The organism is Chryseobacterium tongliaonense, assembly GCF_041224435.1.
Taxonomy (GTDB): Bacteria; Bacteroidota; Bacteroidia; order Flavobacteriales; family Weeksellaceae; genus Chryseobacterium; species Chryseobacterium tongliaoense.
Genome location: NZ_JBGFFD010000002.1, coordinates 668,161 through 686,157 on the forward strand (window position 1 = coordinate 668,161; position 17,997 = coordinate 686,157).

General features: G+C 35.7%; 15 protein-coding genes. 8 read left to right on the forward strand and 7 right to left on the reverse strand.

Going from position 1 to position 17,997, the window contains the following annotated elements; all coding sequences use genetic code 11:
- Window positions 1-4 precede the first annotated feature (4 nt).
- Both AB8P06_RS07165 and prfB read right to left on the reverse strand, forming a co-directional pair.
- The gene (locus AB8P06_RS07165; protein ID WP_369839877.1) at window positions 5-700 is read right to left on the reverse strand and encodes a DedA family protein; all 696 of its coding nucleotides are present in this window, start codon (window positions 698-700) and stop codon (window positions 5-7) included.
- 86 nt (window positions 701-786) lie between these two features.
- Window positions 787-1,899 (reverse strand): peptide chain release factor 2, encoded by a 1,113-nt coding sequence (prfB, locus tag AB8P06_RS07170; protein WP_369839880.1) that lies wholly within the window; start codon window positions 1,897-1,899, stop codon window positions 787-789.
- 96 nt (window positions 1,900-1,995) lie between these two features.
- On the opposite strand from prfB, the gene AB8P06_RS07175 reads away from it, so the two are divergent.
- Window positions 1,996-2,262, forward strand: a complete 267-nt coding sequence (locus tag AB8P06_RS07175; RefSeq protein WP_369839883.1) for a hypothetical protein — start codon at window positions 1,996-1,998, stop codon at window positions 2,260-2,262.
- 141 nt (window positions 2,263-2,403) lie between these two features.
- Here AB8P06_RS07175 and AB8P06_RS07180 read toward each other — a convergent pair whose 3' ends face one another.
- Window positions 2,404-3,750, reverse strand: a complete 1,347-nt coding sequence (locus AB8P06_RS07180) for an ATP-binding protein (protein WP_369839886.1) — start codon at window positions 3,748-3,750, stop codon at window positions 2,404-2,406.
- A gap of 116 nt (window positions 3,751-3,866) precedes the next feature.
- Here AB8P06_RS07180 and AB8P06_RS07185 point away from each other — a divergent pair, with 116 nt between their 5' ends.
- From AB8P06_RS07185 to AB8P06_RS07195, 3 genes are all read left to right on the forward strand, one after another.
- The gene (locus AB8P06_RS07185; RefSeq protein ID WP_369839889.1) at window positions 3,867-4,778 is read left to right on the forward strand and encodes an ABC transporter ATP-binding protein; all 912 of its coding nucleotides are present in this window, start codon (window positions 3,867-3,869) and stop codon (window positions 4,776-4,778) included.
- Window positions 4,771-5,616, forward strand: a complete 846-nt coding sequence (locus tag AB8P06_RS07190; protein ID WP_369839892.1) for an ABC transporter permease — start codon at window positions 4,771-4,773, stop codon at window positions 5,614-5,616. Before AB8P06_RS07185 ends, AB8P06_RS07190 begins: the two co-directional genes overlap by 8 nt.
- A 333-nt stretch (window positions 5,617-5,949) precedes the next feature.
- On the forward strand, window positions 5,950-6,579 hold the full coding sequence (locus tag AB8P06_RS07195; RefSeq protein WP_369839894.1) for a hypothetical protein: 630 nt from the start codon (window positions 5,950-5,952) through the stop codon (window positions 6,577-6,579).
- Between the two features lie 250 nt (window positions 6,580-6,829).
- Here AB8P06_RS07195 and msrB read toward each other — a convergent pair whose 3' ends face one another.
- The 4 genes from msrB to AB8P06_RS07215 form a co-directional block, all read right to left on the reverse strand.
- The gene (gene msrB / locus AB8P06_RS07200; RefSeq protein ID WP_369839897.1) at window positions 6,830-7,924 is read right to left on the reverse strand and encodes a peptide-methionine (R)-S-oxide reductase MsrB; all 1,095 of its coding nucleotides are present in this window, start codon (window positions 7,922-7,924) and stop codon (window positions 6,830-6,832) included.
- A 20-nt stretch (window positions 7,925-7,944) separates the two neighbouring features.
- Window positions 7,945-8,379, reverse strand: a complete 435-nt coding sequence (locus tag AB8P06_RS07205) for a DUF417 family protein (protein WP_369839900.1) — start codon at window positions 8,377-8,379, stop codon at window positions 7,945-7,947.
- Window positions 8,380-8,458: 79 nt separating this feature from the next.
- Window positions 8,459-8,731 carry a hypothetical protein gene (locus AB8P06_RS07210; RefSeq protein WP_369839901.1) on the reverse strand — a complete coding sequence of 91 codons (273 nt, stop codon included), beginning with the start codon at window positions 8,729-8,731 and terminating at the stop codon, window positions 8,459-8,461.
- 13 nt (window positions 8,732-8,744) lie between these two features.
- On the reverse strand, window positions 8,745-9,299 hold the full coding sequence (locus AB8P06_RS07215; RefSeq protein WP_369839903.1) for an RNA polymerase sigma factor: 555 nt from the start codon (window positions 9,297-9,299) through the stop codon (window positions 8,745-8,747).
- A gap of 363 nt (window positions 9,300-9,662) precedes the next feature.
- Between AB8P06_RS07215 and alaS the strand changes: the two genes are divergently transcribed.
- The 4 genes from alaS (at window position 9,663) to AB8P06_RS07235 (ending at window position 17,844) form a co-directional block, all read left to right on the forward strand.
- Complete coding sequence (gene alaS / locus AB8P06_RS07220) at window positions 9,663-12,266, forward strand: alanine--tRNA ligase (protein WP_369839906.1); 2,604 nt, start codon at window positions 9,663-9,665, stop codon at window positions 12,264-12,266.
- Window positions 12,267-12,466: 200 nt separating this feature from the next.
- Window positions 12,467-14,920 carry a DUF5686 family protein gene (locus tag AB8P06_RS07225; protein ID WP_369839909.1) on the forward strand — a complete coding sequence of 818 codons (2,454 nt, stop codon included), beginning with the start codon at window positions 12,467-12,469 and terminating at the stop codon, window positions 14,918-14,920.
- A 183-nt stretch (window positions 14,921-15,103) separates the two neighbouring features.
- Complete coding sequence (locus tag AB8P06_RS07230; protein ID WP_369839912.1) at window positions 15,104-17,521, forward strand: hypothetical protein; 2,418 nt, start codon at window positions 15,104-15,106, stop codon at window positions 17,519-17,521.
- Window positions 17,522-17,610: 89 nt separating this feature from the next.
- Window positions 17,611-17,844: a hypothetical protein gene (locus AB8P06_RS07235; RefSeq protein WP_369839915.1), complete on the forward strand. Its 234-nt coding sequence runs from the start codon at window positions 17,611-17,613 to the stop codon at window positions 17,842-17,844.
- The last annotated feature ends 153 nt before the right edge of the window (window positions 17,845-17,997 follow it).

Genomic DNA, 17,997 nt, shown 5'->3' on the forward strand with positions numbered 1-17,997 from the left:
CAGTTTATTCAAAATCCTGATCTTCATATTTGGAGAAATCTTCTTTTTTACCGAATAAGAATTTAATGATCACCGGAAGTGTTGTTACTAATACAATCACTAAGATAATAAGTTCCAGCTTCTTTTTCAGATCGATTCCGAACTGCTCGATAAATAATTTATCCAGATAGTGTCCTGCAAAGATCAAAAGGAATGACCACAGAACAGCACCGATAATGTTATCTCTTAAGAATTCTTTCTTATCCATTTTCACAATTCCCGCAACAATGGGTGTAAAAGTTCTTACCACCGGTAAAAATCTTGCCATAATGATCGCTAAGGCACCATGTTTTTCAAAGAAATTATGGGCCTGATAAAGATACTTTTTCTTGAAAAGCATCGTATCCTGCTTCTTATATAACGTCGGCCCTGTTTTTACACCAAAATAATACCCAATCTCATTACCTATAATAGCGGCAAGAGAAACACTCGTTGCCAGAATTGTTGTATCTAAAAATTCGCTCCCTGTGGAACCAAAAGTCTCTTTGATGATTTCAACGGCATAAATTCCTGAAACAAACAATAAAGAGTCACCTGGTAAAAAAAATCCTACAAACAGACCTGTTTCAGCAAAAACAATAAATAAAATCAACCAAAACCCTCCCATTTTGATATAAAACTCAGGGTTTAATAAATCCTTCCAACTATTGAAATCTTCCATACGTATTGATAAGTAACAAAAGTAAGCTTAAAAAATCTGAAACGGAAATATATTATAAGATTTTAACTAAAATTCAAACATGATATTTATAAGTCCATATCGTCATCAGAAACTGCCGTTCCATCCGCCATCAGAAACGCTTTAAGGAATGGAGTAAGGTTTCCGTTCATTACAGAATCCACATCTGAAGTTTCATGCCCGGAACGTACATCTTTTACCAGCTTGTACGGATGCATTACATAATTTCTGATCTGGCTTCCCCACTCGATTTTCATTTTATTGGCTTCAATTTCATTTCGGGCTCTCATTCGCTCTTCAAGCTCCATTTCATATAATCTGGAACGAAGCAACTGCATCGCCTTTTCTTTATTCTGAAGCTGTGAACGGGATTCCGAGTTTTCAATGATAATTCCTGTAGGCGCGTGACGGAGACGTACTGCGGTTTCCACCTTATTTACGTTCTGCCCACCCGCACCGGAAGATCGCATGGTTTCAAAACTGATATCAGCCGGATTGATATTGATTTCAATGGTATCATCCACCAACGGATAAACATATACGGAAACAAAACTGGTATGTCGCTTTGCGTTACTGTCGAAAGGTGAAATTCTTACCAGCCTGTGCACACCATTTTCTCCTTTAAGATATCCGAAAGCATATTCGCCATCTATTTCCAGCGTAACGGTTTTTACTCCGGCAACCTCACCTTCCTGAAAATTGAGCTCCCTGATTTTATAGCCTTGCTTTTCTGCCCACATCGTATACATTCTCATCAGCATGGAAGCCCAGTCACAGCTTTCCGTACCTCCGGCTCCGGCAGTGATCTGTAATACCGCAGAAAGCTCATCCCCTTCATTGGAAAGCATATTTTTAAATTCAAGGTCTTCAATTTTTTCCAGCAGCTTCGGGAAAGTTTCGTCCAGTTCCTTTTCGGAATCCGGATCTTCTTTCGCAAATTCCATCAATACCTGCAGGTCTTCAAACTGAGTACTTATTTCTTCATAGTCTTCCACCCATTTTTTTTTGGAACGGAGCTGTTTAAGAAATGTTTCCGCCTCTTTTGGAGTATCCCAGAATCCGGGAGCTGCCGTTTTCTCATCATCATTGGTAATCTCTATCTTCTTTTTCTCAATCTGGAGATATTTATGAAGGTCTTCAATTCTGGATTGAACTTGTTTTATCTGGTCGTTATTAATCACGAATTTTTTCTTTTTTGCAAAAATAAGGATAAAATAAATTTAATCTTTAGCTATATTTACATTTATCAAACTAGTAATCTAAAAATACAAATGAGCATGAACACATTGATTAATGAATCCAGTGGCAATTTCACTGAACTTAAAAAGATTATCAATTTCCTGGATATGATTCCCAACGCCTCTGAAAGCCAGATTGATATGGTTACCGACAAAATCTTAAAACATCTTGAAAACGGTGCTCTTCCCGAAAAAATCAAAGGAGCTATAGAAAGCGAACTGATCATCACTTATGGTTACTATTCTTTTGAATTTGATGTAGACCGGGTAACGGAAGAGATTATGAATTGGTGGGAAAGGAGGTAGTGAGTTATGAGTTATAAGTTATGAGTTGAGAGTTGAAAGAAAAAACCTTACGGTAAATGTTTAATTAACATTATAATTGATGATTGGAACTCATAACTTATAACTCATAACTTATAACTCATAACTCATAACTCTAAACTTTCACCCCTCTTCCCCGTTATGGTGAAAACCGATTTCCCTTCTCGGTTCTTCTACAATTCTATAGGTTTCAAGCTCACTTCTTAAAGCCTGAATCCGCTGTTGAAAATCATCAAGGTTGTTAACGATCGCATCGGCTAAAAATCTTGCAATCTGCTCCAGATATTCTTCGGTAAGCTTTCCTGTTGCATCTCTTAAAGCTCCGTTCAGAAGATTCTGGTCTATTTTCAGATTTTCGTTTTTGGTTCTCTGGTAAAGGTTTTTAATACGTTTTTTGAGGCTCTGTGTAAAATCAATCAGCATGGTATTGCTGAAAACTTTCATTTTGGAAGATACTCCGTGCCAGAAAGGAACTTTATCCGCTTTGTTGTTTTTAAGGATTTTATAGAGCAGAGAATCACTCTCCAATCCTTTGATCATCGAATAAAGGATAATTTCAGAACGTTCCGCTGCATTAGGTGGAAAAACGGGAATCATCACATCAAATCTGCCCGGAGCAAGAATTTCCTCATCAATTTCCGATACCGAATTGGCAGAACCTACCATCAATAAACCTTCCTGCTCAAATTTTCCGATATAATGAAGAATCATCTCCTGAGTTTCAAGATTACAGGAAGCCACATCGGTTTCTGCTTTTCTTTCCATCATAATTTCATCAAAATCATCAAGAAAAAGAAGCACTTTATCCTGGCTCATCATCGTTACCAGAAAATCGTTAAAATCAGTTTTATTTCCGTCAACAAAAGAAGTTCCGAGATAATTTTTCTTTACTTCCTTAAACTGGTATCCTATAATTTCCGCGATCTTATTGGCCCAGAAAATCTTACCGCTTCCCGGAGGACCGTATAAAATAATTCCTGCCGGTTTATTAATACCCCAGTCTTTAATCTGTCTTTCATTTAAAAAGGGCTCCAGAACTCCTGAAATATAGAAAAACAGATCTCTGTATCCAATAAAATCTCTGTGCTGAAGACTGGTTTTATGTCCGAAATAATCGTATACAAACTGATAATTCCCCCCTAATTTATTGTCAATCCCGTAGCTGGAAATAGAAGAACGGAAGAACCCGTTATCAAAGATATTCGGATTGGTTTCTTTTATCGCTTTTTCTACCTTTTCTTTAGGCTGATTAATGGTTTTCGCTATTTCCTCCAAAGTCTTGGTTTTATCAAGATCTTTCTCATACTGTCTTAAAAAATCTACATTTTCACGGGCAAATTTTTCAAAATCTGTTTTCACTTCAAAATTTGTACTGATACATATTCCCGGCTCAAGATCAAAATCCTGTATAAACTGTTTAATAGCTTCTGCCGATACATTCAATTCCTTTGCAAGTTCGATTAACTTCATATTCACAAATTATACTATCAAAATTAATGTTTTAATCTTAAAAATTTCAGACAAATTCACCTAATCTTGTAACATTTTGTAAATTATATAGACTACTACTATGTAAAACAAATTACATGGAAAAAATTTTATCAGTCAAAAATCTGACTAAGAAATTTAAGAGAGTCGTGGTAAACAATATCTCTTTTGATGTGGAAAGAGGTAATGTTTATGGTCTTCTGGGACCAAACGGAAGCGGAAAATCAACAACATTCGGAATGCTCCTTTCGACCATAAATCCTACAAGCGGAGACTGGTACTGGTTTGGAAAGAAAGGCACCGATCCTGATACGCTGAAAAAAATTGGAGCTATTATTGAGCAGCCCAACTTCTACCCTTACCTCAGTGCTGAAACGAATCTGAAAATAGTAGCTGAAATCAAGCACGCTCCCTATGAGAGAATTGATGAAGTCTTAAAAACAGTTGGCCTTTTTGAAAGAAAAAAAGATGCCTTCAGAACTTTTTCACTGGGGATGAAACAACGTCTGGCTATTGCTTCCGCGATGCTGAACAATCCTGAAGTGATGATTCTGGATGAGCCTACCAACGGCCTTGACCCTGAAGGGATCATTCAGATCAGGGAGATTATCTCAAGCATTGCCAAACAGGGCATTACCATTATCATTGCAAGTCATCTTCTGGATGAAATTGAAAAAATCTGCAGCCATGTCATCGTGCTTAAAGAAGGAAACTCGATCTATTCCGGAAGAGTGGATGAAATGACCAACAATAAAGGTTATTTTGAATTGAAAGCGGATAACAATACTTTGCTTTTAAATGCACTGGAAGAGCTGCAGTGGTTCACTTCCGTTAAGCCTGACGGCGAAATTATTAAAGCACAGATTCGCGAAGATGCTTCCGTTTCTGCCTCAGCCCTGAATCAGAAGCTTGTGGAAAAAGGGATTTTCCTGTCTCATTTAACGAAGAAAAAACTGTCTCTTGAAACTCAATTCCTTGAACTTGTAAAAAACACAAACAACCATGCTTAAATTATTAAAACTCGAATATTACAAAAACCTGAATTACAGACCATTTAAGGTTTTTACCATCCTGTATTTTGCTATTTTAATTGCATTGCTTTTCATCGGACTGGTTGATTTTGATCTTTTCGGAGGAACTATCAATTTAAAAGAAGAGGGAATTTATAATTTTCCTGAAATATGGAATTTCACCACATGGATTGTTGCTTTACTAAAGATTTTCCTGGGATTAATTATCGTTTTTTCCATTTCACAGGAATTCAGCAACCGGATGTTTAAACAAAATACCATCGACGGACTGAGCAGAAACGAATTTATTGGTTCAAAGCTATTAACCATCGGTATTTTTACGGTTGTTTCAACTTTAATTGTATTTATAATCACCATATTGCTGGGATTCCAATATTCTAATAACACGACATCCGAAATGGTTTTCAAAGAAATTTTCTTTATCGGAAACTATTTTGTCAAGCTGTTTACGTTCTTCTGCTTCCTGATGTTCCTTTCAATTTTATTGAGAAAATCTGTTTTTGTTTTTCTTGCCTTATTTGTTTTCTGGATTGGCGAAGGTATTTTAACTGCAGTAGAAACATTTTCAAAGGTAAGCGGAATGCAGGGACCTCAGAGAAATGAAGTGCTTCAAAACGACTTTTTCATCACCCACCTTCTCCCGCTGGAAAGCATGTCGAGCCTTATTCCCAACCCTATGATGAGGCTGAATATGGCTAAAATGATGGGCTTAAAATATGAATTTCATTACCCTACGGAAAGTATGATCGCTTGTCTTGTATGGTGCGCAATCTTCATTTTCGGGTCTTATTGGATTCTGAAAAAAAGAGATTGGTAGAGTTTCGAAAGATTAAAAGATAACTATATCCTGTTTTACACTTATCTTTTTTTTAACGCAAAGTTTTTAAAATACGGCTGCAATATTTTAGGAAAAGCAAAGAAAGCAGCAAAGCTGTTATGAAGCATTCTTTTGAAAATCTATTTATAGATTTAAAAACTTTGCTCATCTTAGATATGCCCCACTCATCATTTTCTTTGCGATATAAAAACTGAATGAAAGAAACAGAAACAAGTTTAAAATAGTATAGTTACCTTTAAAAATTAAAGTGGTTCGTTTCGGATCACTTTTTTTGGCTTAAAATTTTCATTTCGTTATATTAAAATAATATCCATGAAGAAAATATACTACGTTCCGGGATTGATCAGTGCTTTGCTGATTCCGGTTTTGTTTTGCTATTATGGAAATCAGAGAGTTCATCCTCAATATACGGTTCTTGATTTAGGAATTCCTGCAAAATACAAATACAACGACAGTATTGACAATACTTTTGAGCCTTACAGAAGCTGGAATTACCAAAAAATTGTCGTAAAACCTAATACAGCTATACAAAATCAACCCTACTATGTTTCTGAACTAAAAAAACTTCAGGCAAGAAATAAAAAAGAAACCGGAATTGAATTCATCATCGGAGACCAAAATACTTTACAGGATTTTATCGCTTTGATTGATGTCATGACATTGGCCAAACAGGAATCCTATGGAGTTGACAATGATAAAACCGGACATTTCTTCGCTGTTCATTTTTATAAAGATCCGAAAAAAATTGAGAGAGGCTATGATGTTTGTTGTGGATATTCTGAGCATATGCAATACATGAAATATGAAGAACATTACACAGGCTTTGAGAAAATAAAATATCTGCTTGATCTTCCTAAGCAGTCTTATTACATGATTTTCGGTTTTTTACTTTTTTTAAACATTTCTATGTTCAGTATTAAAGAAAGATTTCAAATGCAATGAATTAGTTAATCGCAAAGGCGCAAAAGATGATTTACTCTATGTTTTTAAGGCGCAAGAAAATCAAAGATTTTCGGCTATCAATTTTTATGTAATTTTATCTTTTATGCTTATTCTTGCCAAATGAAATCATGATTTGACAGGGTCAGACGTTTTTACGTATTATAACATTTAAAACCTTGCGCCTTTGCGTATAACTTAAAAACAGAAAACAAAAAAGGCCGTCTTTCGACAGCCTTACTTTCACTTTATCTTACTTTTTATCCAGCAGAGAAATATATTCCCCATATCCTTTTTCTTCCATTTCCGCTTTCGGAATAAACTTCAGTGAAGCACTGTTGATACAGTAACGTAAACCTCCTTTATCAGCCGGACCGTCTGTGAAAACGTGTCCCAAATGGGCATCTCCGGTTTTACTTCTTACTTCCACTCTGGTCATTCCGGCAGATCTGTCCATTTTTTCATCGATTAACTTTTTAGTAATCGGTTTTGAAAAGCTTGGCCATCCGCAACCGGATTCAAATTTATCTGTTGAAATAAATAAAGGTTCTCCCGTTGTAATATCCACATAGATTCCTTCACGGGTTTCATCCCAGTATTCATTCTGGAACGGCCTTTCTGTTCCGTTCTCCTGTGTTACTTTGTATTGTTCCGGGGATAACTTATCTTTTAAAGCTTTTTTATCCTGCTTTTGGTATTTTGCTTTGGGAAGCGGGTTTGCATTTCTCGCCATCTCAAAAAGTCCCGGCTCAATATGGCAGTAACCTCCCGGATTTTTATCCAGATATTCCTGGTGATAATCTTCCGCCTTATAAAAATTTTTCAATGGAATGGTTTCAACAACCACAGGCTTACTATAATTCTTAGCCAATTTCTGAACTTCTTCTTTTACCACAGCATCATCCCCTTTTTCAGTATAATAAATTCCGGTTCTGTATTGATCCCCTCTGTCATTTCCCTGTTTGTTCAGACTTGTAGGGTCAATCGTTTTGAAATACAGGTCAATCAATAATTTCAGATCAATCTGAGTGGCATCATATTTTACTTTTACCGTTTCCGCAAAACCTGTTGTATGACTTACCACCTGTTCGTAGGTAGGATTGTCGGTTTTCCCATTGGCATAGCCAACTTCGGTAGCCACTACTCCACGAATCTGTTGAAAAAAATGTTCCGTACCCCAAAAACATCCGCCTGCAAAATAAATCTCTCTTACGTTTTTATTGTCCATAATTTCTTGATTTTCTTTTTCTTTTTTTACTTCTTTAGGTTTAGAATTTAAAAAACCTGATTTTGTAGCAAATACTGCTATACCCAGAATAATCCCGAGCACTATAAGTATATTTTTCATTTTTATCTTTTTATTCATTTCTAATTATTTTGAAACAGCGTTAATCCAAATCCCAGAAACATGACGTCTTTCAGGATAAAAAAATCTGTAACCGGTACTCCATCCACTGTTTTCCATATTCCCGGCGTGGTAAACAAATAGCTTAATGTGACAAGAAAAGTAACGGTCATTGCGATTCCCGCATATCTTTTCAGAAATGCAAATTTCACACTAAATACCAGTAATAAGGCAATGATAATTTCTATCACTCCGATAGTATTTGACACAGCCCGAACGCTCATAAAATCGTATGCGAAAAAAGTGAGAAAATGGTTTTCTACCAAAGGTTTTATAGCATTGGCTTCTGTTGGTGTAAACTTGAAAATTCCGATCCATAGTAAAATAAGGGCAGCCCCGAAAAGCGAAAGGTAATATCCAGGCCTTATTTTTGTAAATTGTTGTAATGTTCCGTTCATGTTTTAAGATTTTGAATGACTATTGTATTATTTTCAAAAGTATAGTCGGAACAATTTCAAAATCCTGACAAAGTTTTTCTTAAATATCTAATTTCTCAAGCACTTTGTTTTTAAAATCCTGAATATCAGATTGATTAATTTTATTCTCCTCTCTCTGAGAAAGTTTTCTTTTTAAAATATCGTCTAAAATTTCCAGCTTTTCTTTGTATGCCCTGCACCATTTACAGATTTTAAGATGCACGGAAAGCTTCCAGTCTTCTTTCCTGGAAATGGTCTGTGCATTTCTTTTTTCCATGAGCAGGGTTGCTTCACGGCATGGCAAAAATATCAGATGAATAATTTTTTTCAACATTTTTTATAATTCGTTACGATCTCGCAAACCAGTTAAAATCCAGGCACTCTCTCAGCTGCATTCTACTTCGTTGAAGAATCTTCCATAGATTAGTCGTAGAAATATTTAATTCCTGACTTACTTCCGGTGCTTTTTTTTCATGAAGATAATACATTTTTAGTGGAATTTTCCATCTTACCGGCAATTCTTCAATACAATCTTCCAAAGTTTTATTAAAATTATGATCGTCCAAAAGCTCCGTTTCCCTGTCTGAAGTATCCCAATCATTCAATACATCATTGTTTTTCCAAGAACCCGTTTCATCAAAAAAATGATCAAGACTGATCTGTGGTTCCGATTTATATTTTTTCCGGTAAAAATCAGAAACTTTATAATTAAGAATACTGTAAAGCCAGGTTAAAGGTTTACTTTTTTCTTCAAAAGAATCATATGACGTAAAAGCAGACAGGAAAACCTCCTGAACAATATCTTCAGCCTCACCTTTATCTGAAAGCAGATATATAGCCCGCCTCAGAAGAGCCCCGGAATATTGCTCTACCCAACTTTTCAGTACTTCATTTTTCGTCATGTTAATCTTTTATCTTTTCAGATCATAACGAAGATAATAAGTTAAACGCAAAAGCACAAAGTTTTTTTTCTGTCATTGTGAACACCATTGGCCTTGTTCCTCGCAATAAAAAAAAACCTACGTACAAGAATTCCCCTCCAAAGGAGGGGTGGCGAAAATTCTTTTAGAATTTTTGACGGGGTGGTTTTAGCCCCAATAACAACTTCCGAAACAAAGAGTACCAATATCCCCGGAAAACACTAGATCTGATTTTAGATAATAACCATTCCAAAATATCAAATATTTGATATAAAATCAGCTAAAAATCTTAAATTTGCATCTTATCAAAAATTTGATTAAAAAAGCAAAGCAATACATATAATTATGACATCACAAGAGATACGTCAAAAATTTTTAGATTATTTTAAAAGTAAAGGCCACCTTATCGTTCCTTCTGCACCTATCGTGCTGAAAGACGACCCTACTCTAATGTTTAACAATTCCGGAATGGCACAGTTTAAGGATTTCTTCCTAGGCTACAAAACACCTACCGCCCCGAGAATTGCCGATACGCAGAAGTGTCTGAGAGTTTCAGGGAAGCACAATGACCTGGATGATGTAGGTAGAGATACGTATCATCACACCATGTTTGAAATGTTGGGAAACTGGTCTTTCGGTGATTATTTTAAAAAAGATGCTATTGCTTTTGCCTGGGAATTATTAACGGAAGTATTCGGAATTCCAAAAGAGAATTTATATGTAACGATTTTTGAAGGAGATTCTGCTGAAAATCTTGAAAGAGATCAGGATGCTTATGATTTCTGGAAATCCCATATTTCAGAAGACAGGATTATCAACGGAAACAAGAAAGATAATTTCTGGGAAATGGGTGAAAGCGGGCCTTGCGGACCCTGCTCGGAAATCCATGTTGATTTGAGAACACCGGAAGAAAAAGCTAAGGTTTCAGGACTTGATCTTGTGAACAACGACCATCCTCAGGTGGTGGAAGTCTGGAACCTGGTTTTCATGGAATTCAACAGAAAAGCGGATAAATCCCTGGAAAAACTTCCTGCACGTCATGTTGATACCGGAATGGGCTTTGAGCGTCTTTGTATGGCACTTCAGGGGAAATCTTCCAATTATGATACAGATGTTTTCACTCCGCTGATTTCTAAAGTTGAAGAGCTTTCAGGTAAAAAATATACAGGAGTTTTAGAAGACGAAAAAGATATTGCCATCCGTGTGGTGGTAGATCATATCAGAGCAGTTTCTTTTGCAATTGCAGACGGACAGTTACCTTCAAGCGGAGGAGCCGGTTATGTGATCAGAAGAATCCTGAGAAGAGGTATTTCTTATTCTTACAGATTCCTGGATATGAAAGAACCTTTCCTTTATAAATTAGTGGCCGTTCTTCAGGAGCAGATGGGTAAATTCTTTCCAGAACTTGAAAAACAGGGAACTCTGGTAACGGAAGTTATCAAAAGTGAAGAAGAATCTTTCCTTAGAACCATTGAAACAGGATTGATCAGAGTTGAAAAATTAATTCAACAGACGATTGCTGACAACCAAAAAGTATTGCCAACTCTTGAAGTTTTCGAATTGTATGATACGTATGGCTTCCCGGATGATTTAACAAGAATTATTGCGGAAGAAAAGGGTTTGACGATTGATGAAGAAGGCTTTAAAGCCGAAAGGGAAAAGCAAAGATTACGTTCAAAAGAAGATTCAGCCCAAAAAGTTTACGATTGGGTAACTCTGGAAGAAAGAGACGAAAACTTTGTAGGTTACGATAAAACAGAATCTGAAACTTACATTACAAGATATAGAAAAGTAGAGAATAAAGACGGTGAATTTTATCAGGTGGTATTGAGCGAAACACCTTTCTACCCTGAAGGTGGTGGACAGATCGGTGATAAGGGAGTTCTTGAAAATGCTGTTGAAAGCTTTGAAGTTTTAGAAACCAAAAAGGAAAACGGATTAATTATTTCTTTAATCAGCGGACTTCCTAAAGATGCAGGTGCAGTTTTCTATGCCAAAGTAAATGCAACCGACAGAAAAAATTCTCAGGCTAACCACTCTGTAACTCACTTGTTGCATGAAGCTTTGAGAGAAGTTTTAGGAACTCACGTTGAACAGAAAGGCTCATTCGTTGGTCCTGATTATCTGCGTTTTGACTTCTCGCATTTCAATAAAATGACAGAGGAAGAATTGACCTTAGTTGAAAATAAAGTAAACCAGAAAATCAAAGACAGCATCGCTTTACAGGAGTTCAGAAACATTCCGATCCAGGAAGCTTTTGATAAAGGTGCAACAGGTCTTTTCGGTGAAAAATACGGTGATTATGTGAGAATGATCCAGTTTGGAAGTTCAAAAGAGCTTTGTGGTGGAACTCACGTGAAAAATACCATTGAAATAGGTCACTTCAAAATTGTTTCCGAAAGCTCTGCTGCTGCAGGAATCAGAAGAATTGAAGCGATCTCGGGAGATAAATCTGAAGAATATTTCAAAAATTTAGAAAAACAGATTACCGAACTTTCACAATTGCTGAAGTCTAAAGATGTTGTAAAATCGATTGAAAAACTAATTGATGAAAATACCTCTTTAAAATCTGAAGTTGATGCTTTAAAGAAAGAAAAAGCAAAAGGAGAAATCAGTGACTGGAAAAATGCTTATGAACAAAAAGGTGATAAACAGCTTTTAGTGAAGAAAACGTCTCTTGATGCAGGCTCTGTAAAAGACATCGTATTCCAGCTGAAAAGAGAAATCCCTTCTTCTGTGACGATCATTCTGTCTGATGCAGACGGAAAACCAATGATCACAGTTGGGGTTTCTGATGATTTAGCTGCAAACTACCAGGCTAGAGCTATCATAAAAGACTTAGCCAAGGAAATCCAGGGCGGCGGCGGCGGAAACCCGGGTTTCGCAACTGCAGGCGGGAAAAATCTTGACGGTCTGGAAAATGCATATCAAAAAGCATTGAATATTTAATTTTACAATCCGAAAAGGTTTAAAATCTAAAATAAATGTTCGTTATTTTATTGCGGTGAGAATTGAACAACTCCTAAATCAGCTGTATTTAACCTTAATACAGCTGATTTTATTTTTTAATTTTTAACAAAACATTATATTTTTTACTATGGTTTTGTAACTTTCTTATCAATAGTTTTGTCATATCTATAAAAAAACTAATGACAAAGCTTTTATCCTCTTTATTTCTATTTTTCACTGTTTTATTTTTCGGTCAGAGCCAGCTGAAAGTATTCAATAAAACCAACAACCAACCAGTTCAGAATGCAGCTGTCTACTGTGATGACAATTTGCTCGGCAAAACCAACCACGAAGGCATACTGTCATTCAAAACAAAATGTAAAAAAGTTGAAATTCTTGCCAGTAATTTTGAGGATGCTTTAGCAGATGTAAAAAAATCGATGGAAATATCATTACTTCCATTATCTGAAAAGAGAGATAATATTGACAGGGTGGTTATTACGGATAAAAGTGATCCCAGAGCCTTGAAAATTTTGGATGAAGTTAATAAAAAAGCCAAAGAAAATTCTCCCAAGTCTTTGGATTCCTATAATTTTAAATCTTATTCCAAGTTTTCTATTGATGTAGATCAGGATTCGATTGATATTTACAAAAACTTCTTAGCTACCAGGAAAGATTCACTTTCAAAAGCTGAAAAAAGAGAATTCAAACAAAAAAAAGGTGAAAAGAAAGATTCGTTGATCAGTGAAGATTTTATCAGTGCTACAGAGGAAAGCCAGATGTTTCTTTGGGAAAAAGCAACCGAATATAAATATTCCCAGAAGTTTGGTAAAAAAACCAATATCATAGACAACAGAATGTCAGGATTTAAAAATCCGATTTACGAGGCATTGGCTATCAATATTTCTAATCTCGACAGGATTCCGAGACAGGTAAGACCAGAAAACAGAAAGCTGTTTAATTTTTATCTTTCCGATACTTTACAGCTGGACGGCAGGAAAACCTATGTCATCAAATTCAAAGAAATTACAGATAAGAAAAAGCAGAATCCTAGAAAGTTTAACGGAAAAATATATGTAGACGCCGAAAGCTTTGCCCTGAAAAAGTTTGAAAGTGTCAACAAAAAACAAAACGAAGGAAATATCGTCTCTGTATGGAAACCCATCAACAATAAATGGTTTTTAGATTATGAAGACATTAAATTAAAAATGAGCAGCCAATCTTTCAACACCTCTAAAAAAGACAGTCTGAAAGAAGGCGAAAGAAGTAAATACAACAAAAAGAAATTTGGAAGTTATCTGTACGTCAGAAACCGTTTCTTTGATTTCCAACTGAATGAAGCACAGCAGGCAGCCGATTTTAAAGGCTACTCTCTTGACATGAAAAACTCCGATGGAAGCCTTCTGGATAAGTACAGAACCGACAGTCTTACGACGAGAGAAAGTGTAACGTATACAAAAATTGACAGCTTTGTACAAAAAAATGATTTTGAGAAAAAATTAAACACTTTAACCCAATTAATGCGGGGAAATATCCGTTACAAGATCATTGATTTTGACCTTACCAAATTTTTCAGCTATGATAAATACCAGGGATTACGTTTGGGAGCCGGGGTAAAACTTAATGAAAAATTCAACAAGACGTTCTCTCCTGATGGTTATTTCGGTTACGGATTTAAAGATCATACATGGAAATATGGTTTAGGTCTGGATGTAAAATTATCTGATAAAAGAACTTCGGTTTTCCGTATCGATTATGCAGATGATGTCTTTGCTGCAGGAAGATTCAGCAATAATATGTGGGACATGATGATGAAAGTTTCAGATATTAATCTTGATCTTCACAATGCAACTTTTTATAAAAATCAGAAATGGGGAGCTTCATTCTTATATGATATTTCCAATTCGTTGAGCATGAAAATTGCCGTGAATAAAGAAAAACAACAGGCTCTTTTCGATTACCGGTATGAAAATTTAGGAAATGGCTTCGATAATACAAGTGCAACACTATCTCTGAAATTTGCCCCGAATGATAAAAATATCATGACTCCGACCGGGAAATACACCTACGAAAAAAGCTATCCTCAAATATTTATGAATTATGAAAAAGGATTTGAAACTTTAGGCGGAGATCTGGATTATCATAGATTAGATGCCTTGATTATTCATCAATTCAGGTCTAAACTGGGATACACCAATATCAAACTTTTTGGAGGAATCTCTTCCGGAACCGCACCGATCTGGAAAAATTTTGAAATAGCCGGTCAGAACGATAAAACTGTTGATAAGTGGTATTCGAATATCAGCACACCATCTAATCTTGGATTTTCAACAATGCCTTCAGGAACGTTCTTCGCAGATAAATTTATTGCGTTTAGGGTATCACAAAATCTTCCGTTCAGATTTAAGACTTTCGGGACAAGATATTCAGACATAGAACTTGAATATCAGGCTGCCATAGGAAACTTAAAAAACAGAGCAGATCATCAGTTCGATTTCCAGGTACTCGATCATTACTACCAGGAAGTAGGATTTATCTGGAACAGATTTTTAGGCAGAAATTTTGGGGTGGGTTTATCTTACAGACTAGGGTATTATCAGACCTCTGAATTCAAAGATAATATCGGAATAAAAATAAGATTAAACGCATTTTAAAAAACAGATTCAATAAAGAATATTTAAATTACTTATAGAATAACACTGCAATACATTTATATATTTAATAATAATTCAATCATAGTAAAACCCTATCAGACCGGATAGAAAAAACCAAAGCAATACTTTGTAAAAAGCTTTTTATAAAAAAGAAATATCATTAATTTTGACAAGTTTTTTTACATGAAAAGGGTTTTATTAATTATATTTTTCTGGTCATCCGTTTTTGGTTATTCACAATCAAAAATTACCGTTATTGATGAATCGGATAAAACTCCTGTTTCTCAAGCCGAAATTCTCTGCAGTGGTAAAATCATTGGCAAAACAGATTCACAGGGCATTTTAGAATTCAAAACCCAATGTAAAAGTGTTGAAATCCGGGCAGACCGTTATCAGAAAGAAACCGCTCCGGTAGAAGATAATATGAAGATCTCACTGTTTAGAAGCTCTTCTAAAACCACCACTATTGAAACGGTAACTCTTGAGGACAAAAGTGATCCGAGGGCATTGGATATTTTAAAAAAAGTCAATCAGAATTTTAAGGACAATTCACCTAAAAGCCTGGGATCATATACGTACAAATCTTATGAAAAAATTTCCCTCGACATCGATGAGGACAGTATTTCCCAGTTTAACCAGTTCTTTAATGATGCTAATCTTTTCAGAAAAAAGAGAGAGAAAGACTCAATAAATAATATTTCTGCAAGACAGATCTTTTCAAAAAGTAAATTATTTCTCTGGGAAAGGGCCCAGGAATTTTTATATTCTAAAAAATACGGCGAGAAAATCAACATTCTCGATAACAGAATCTCCGGGCTAAAACAGCCGATCTATGAAATGATTGCTTTACAGCAAAGCAACAGGGATAAAATCCCGAATCAGATCAAACAGGAAAACAGAGGCTTATACCGGTTCTTCCTTACCGATACCCTCGAATTGGACGGAAGAAAAAATTTCGTCATTCGCTTCCGTGAAGTGAATTATAAAAAAAAGGATAAAAAGAGGAAATACAACGGCGCCATCTATATAGATACGGAAACGTACGGGATAAAGAAAATAGAAAATTTCAGCAAAATTAAAAATGACGGAATTATTACAAGCACATGGATTTTCTACAATAATAAATGGTTTCTTTCTGATGAAACGGTAAGGCTCCGGATGAGTAAAATGGATATGGAAGAAGAGGAAAACAAAGACCTGCCTAAAGAAGCCCTGCCCAAAAAAGACAAGAGAAGCTTCGGAACCTATGCATTTCTTACGTCAAAATATTTTGATTTCAAATCACCCGTCGAAGAAAATTCAAAAGATTTCCAGGGTTATACTTTCTCCGTGAAAAATGCTGACGGAAAATCGCTTGATTTATACAGAACCGATCCTTTGACAGAGCGGGAAAAGAATACCTATACCACCATCGATAGTCTTGGAAAGCTCTATAATATTGATAATAAAGCCAAAATATTAACCGGACTGATCAATGGCCAGATCAGAGTGGGAGTTGTCGATTTTGCTGTGGATGAAATTGTAAACTACAACTTGTATGAAGGATTCAGGGTAGGTTTGAAAGCCAAGCTTAATGAAAACTTCAACCCTTACTTTTCCCCGGATTATTACTTCGCATACGGTTTTAAAGACGATAAATGGAAATACGGAATCGGCCTTGATGTGAAAACCACTCTCGAAAAGCAATCGTTTTTCAGACTTGAATATTATAATGATGTAACCGCATCAGGAGAATTTTACAGAAGACTCTGGAATTTTAAGATGCGGATGATGAATTACGGAAATAACCTTAATAATGATAAATATTTCCATTACAGAGGAGCATCTTTATCTTACCTGAATGATGTCTCCAACGGACTTACCCTTGTTTTTGCAGCCAAAAGAAATTTTGAGGAAGCCATGTTTGATTATCAGTTCAGGAATCGCGGGCCTGCATTTGAAAATTTCAACACCTTGTTTACCCTGAAATTCTCACCGAATTCCACCAATATCATGACTCCTCAGGGAAAATCAATTATTGATCAGAAATATCCCGAGCTTTATTTCAATTACGAGCAAAGTTTTAAAATAATGGGCGGAGATTTTAATTACACCCGTTTTGATGCGCTTTTTGTTCATAATTTTAAAACCATGCTGGGAACAACAGGTTTCAGACTATACGGCGGACTGGTGCTGGGAAATGCACCGATATGGAAAAATTTCACAATGAACGGTCTTGCTTCCCCGAGCAGAGACATCAATTTCAACCTTACTTCTTACCTTGGTTTTGCAACCCTGGAAGGCGGAAAATTCTATAATGATAAATTCATTGCTTATTATTTTACTCATAAACTCCCTTTCTATTTAAAAAGTATCGGCCAGAATGTTTCAAGCTTTGACTTTGTTTTACGAGGAACCATCGGTGATATGAAACATCCGGAATACCATCAGTTTCAGTTTAAAAAACTGGATCACCTTTATCAGGAAGTTGGTTTAGAATGGAATAATTTTCTATCAAGTTACTTTAACCTGGGATTATTTTACAGGGTAGGTTATTATACAACCCCGAATTTTAAGCAGAATTTTGCCATACAATTTAAATTAAAACTATTGGAATTTTAAACACCTTTCAATTCCCCTCTTCCGGAGGGGTGGCGAAAATTCTTTCAGAATTTTCGCCGGGGTGGTTAACAACAATTAAAAATCTCAACATGCAAAAAATAGAAATAAAAGCAGATCAGTTTTTTGAATTATTAAAATTAAAAGACACCTCAATGTGGGAAATCTTCGCCCAGATGATCGACGGAAATGAAAAAGAAATTATCTTCCTCGATCACGAAGACAAAATCCTTTTCAACTACATTCTGCCAACAGAACAGGAAAAGCTGGAAGAAGACAGAAAGGAATTTTCGAAACAGTTTTCTGAGAAGCTGAATGGTTTTTAGAGTTATGAATTATAAGTTATGAGTTATGAATTATAAGTTGGGAGTTGATGGTTGAGAGTTAATTCGCGTTCTGAAAAATTCACCATTCACCATTCACCATTCACAATTCACGATTGACCATTGACATTTTAAAAACTCATAATTTATAACTCA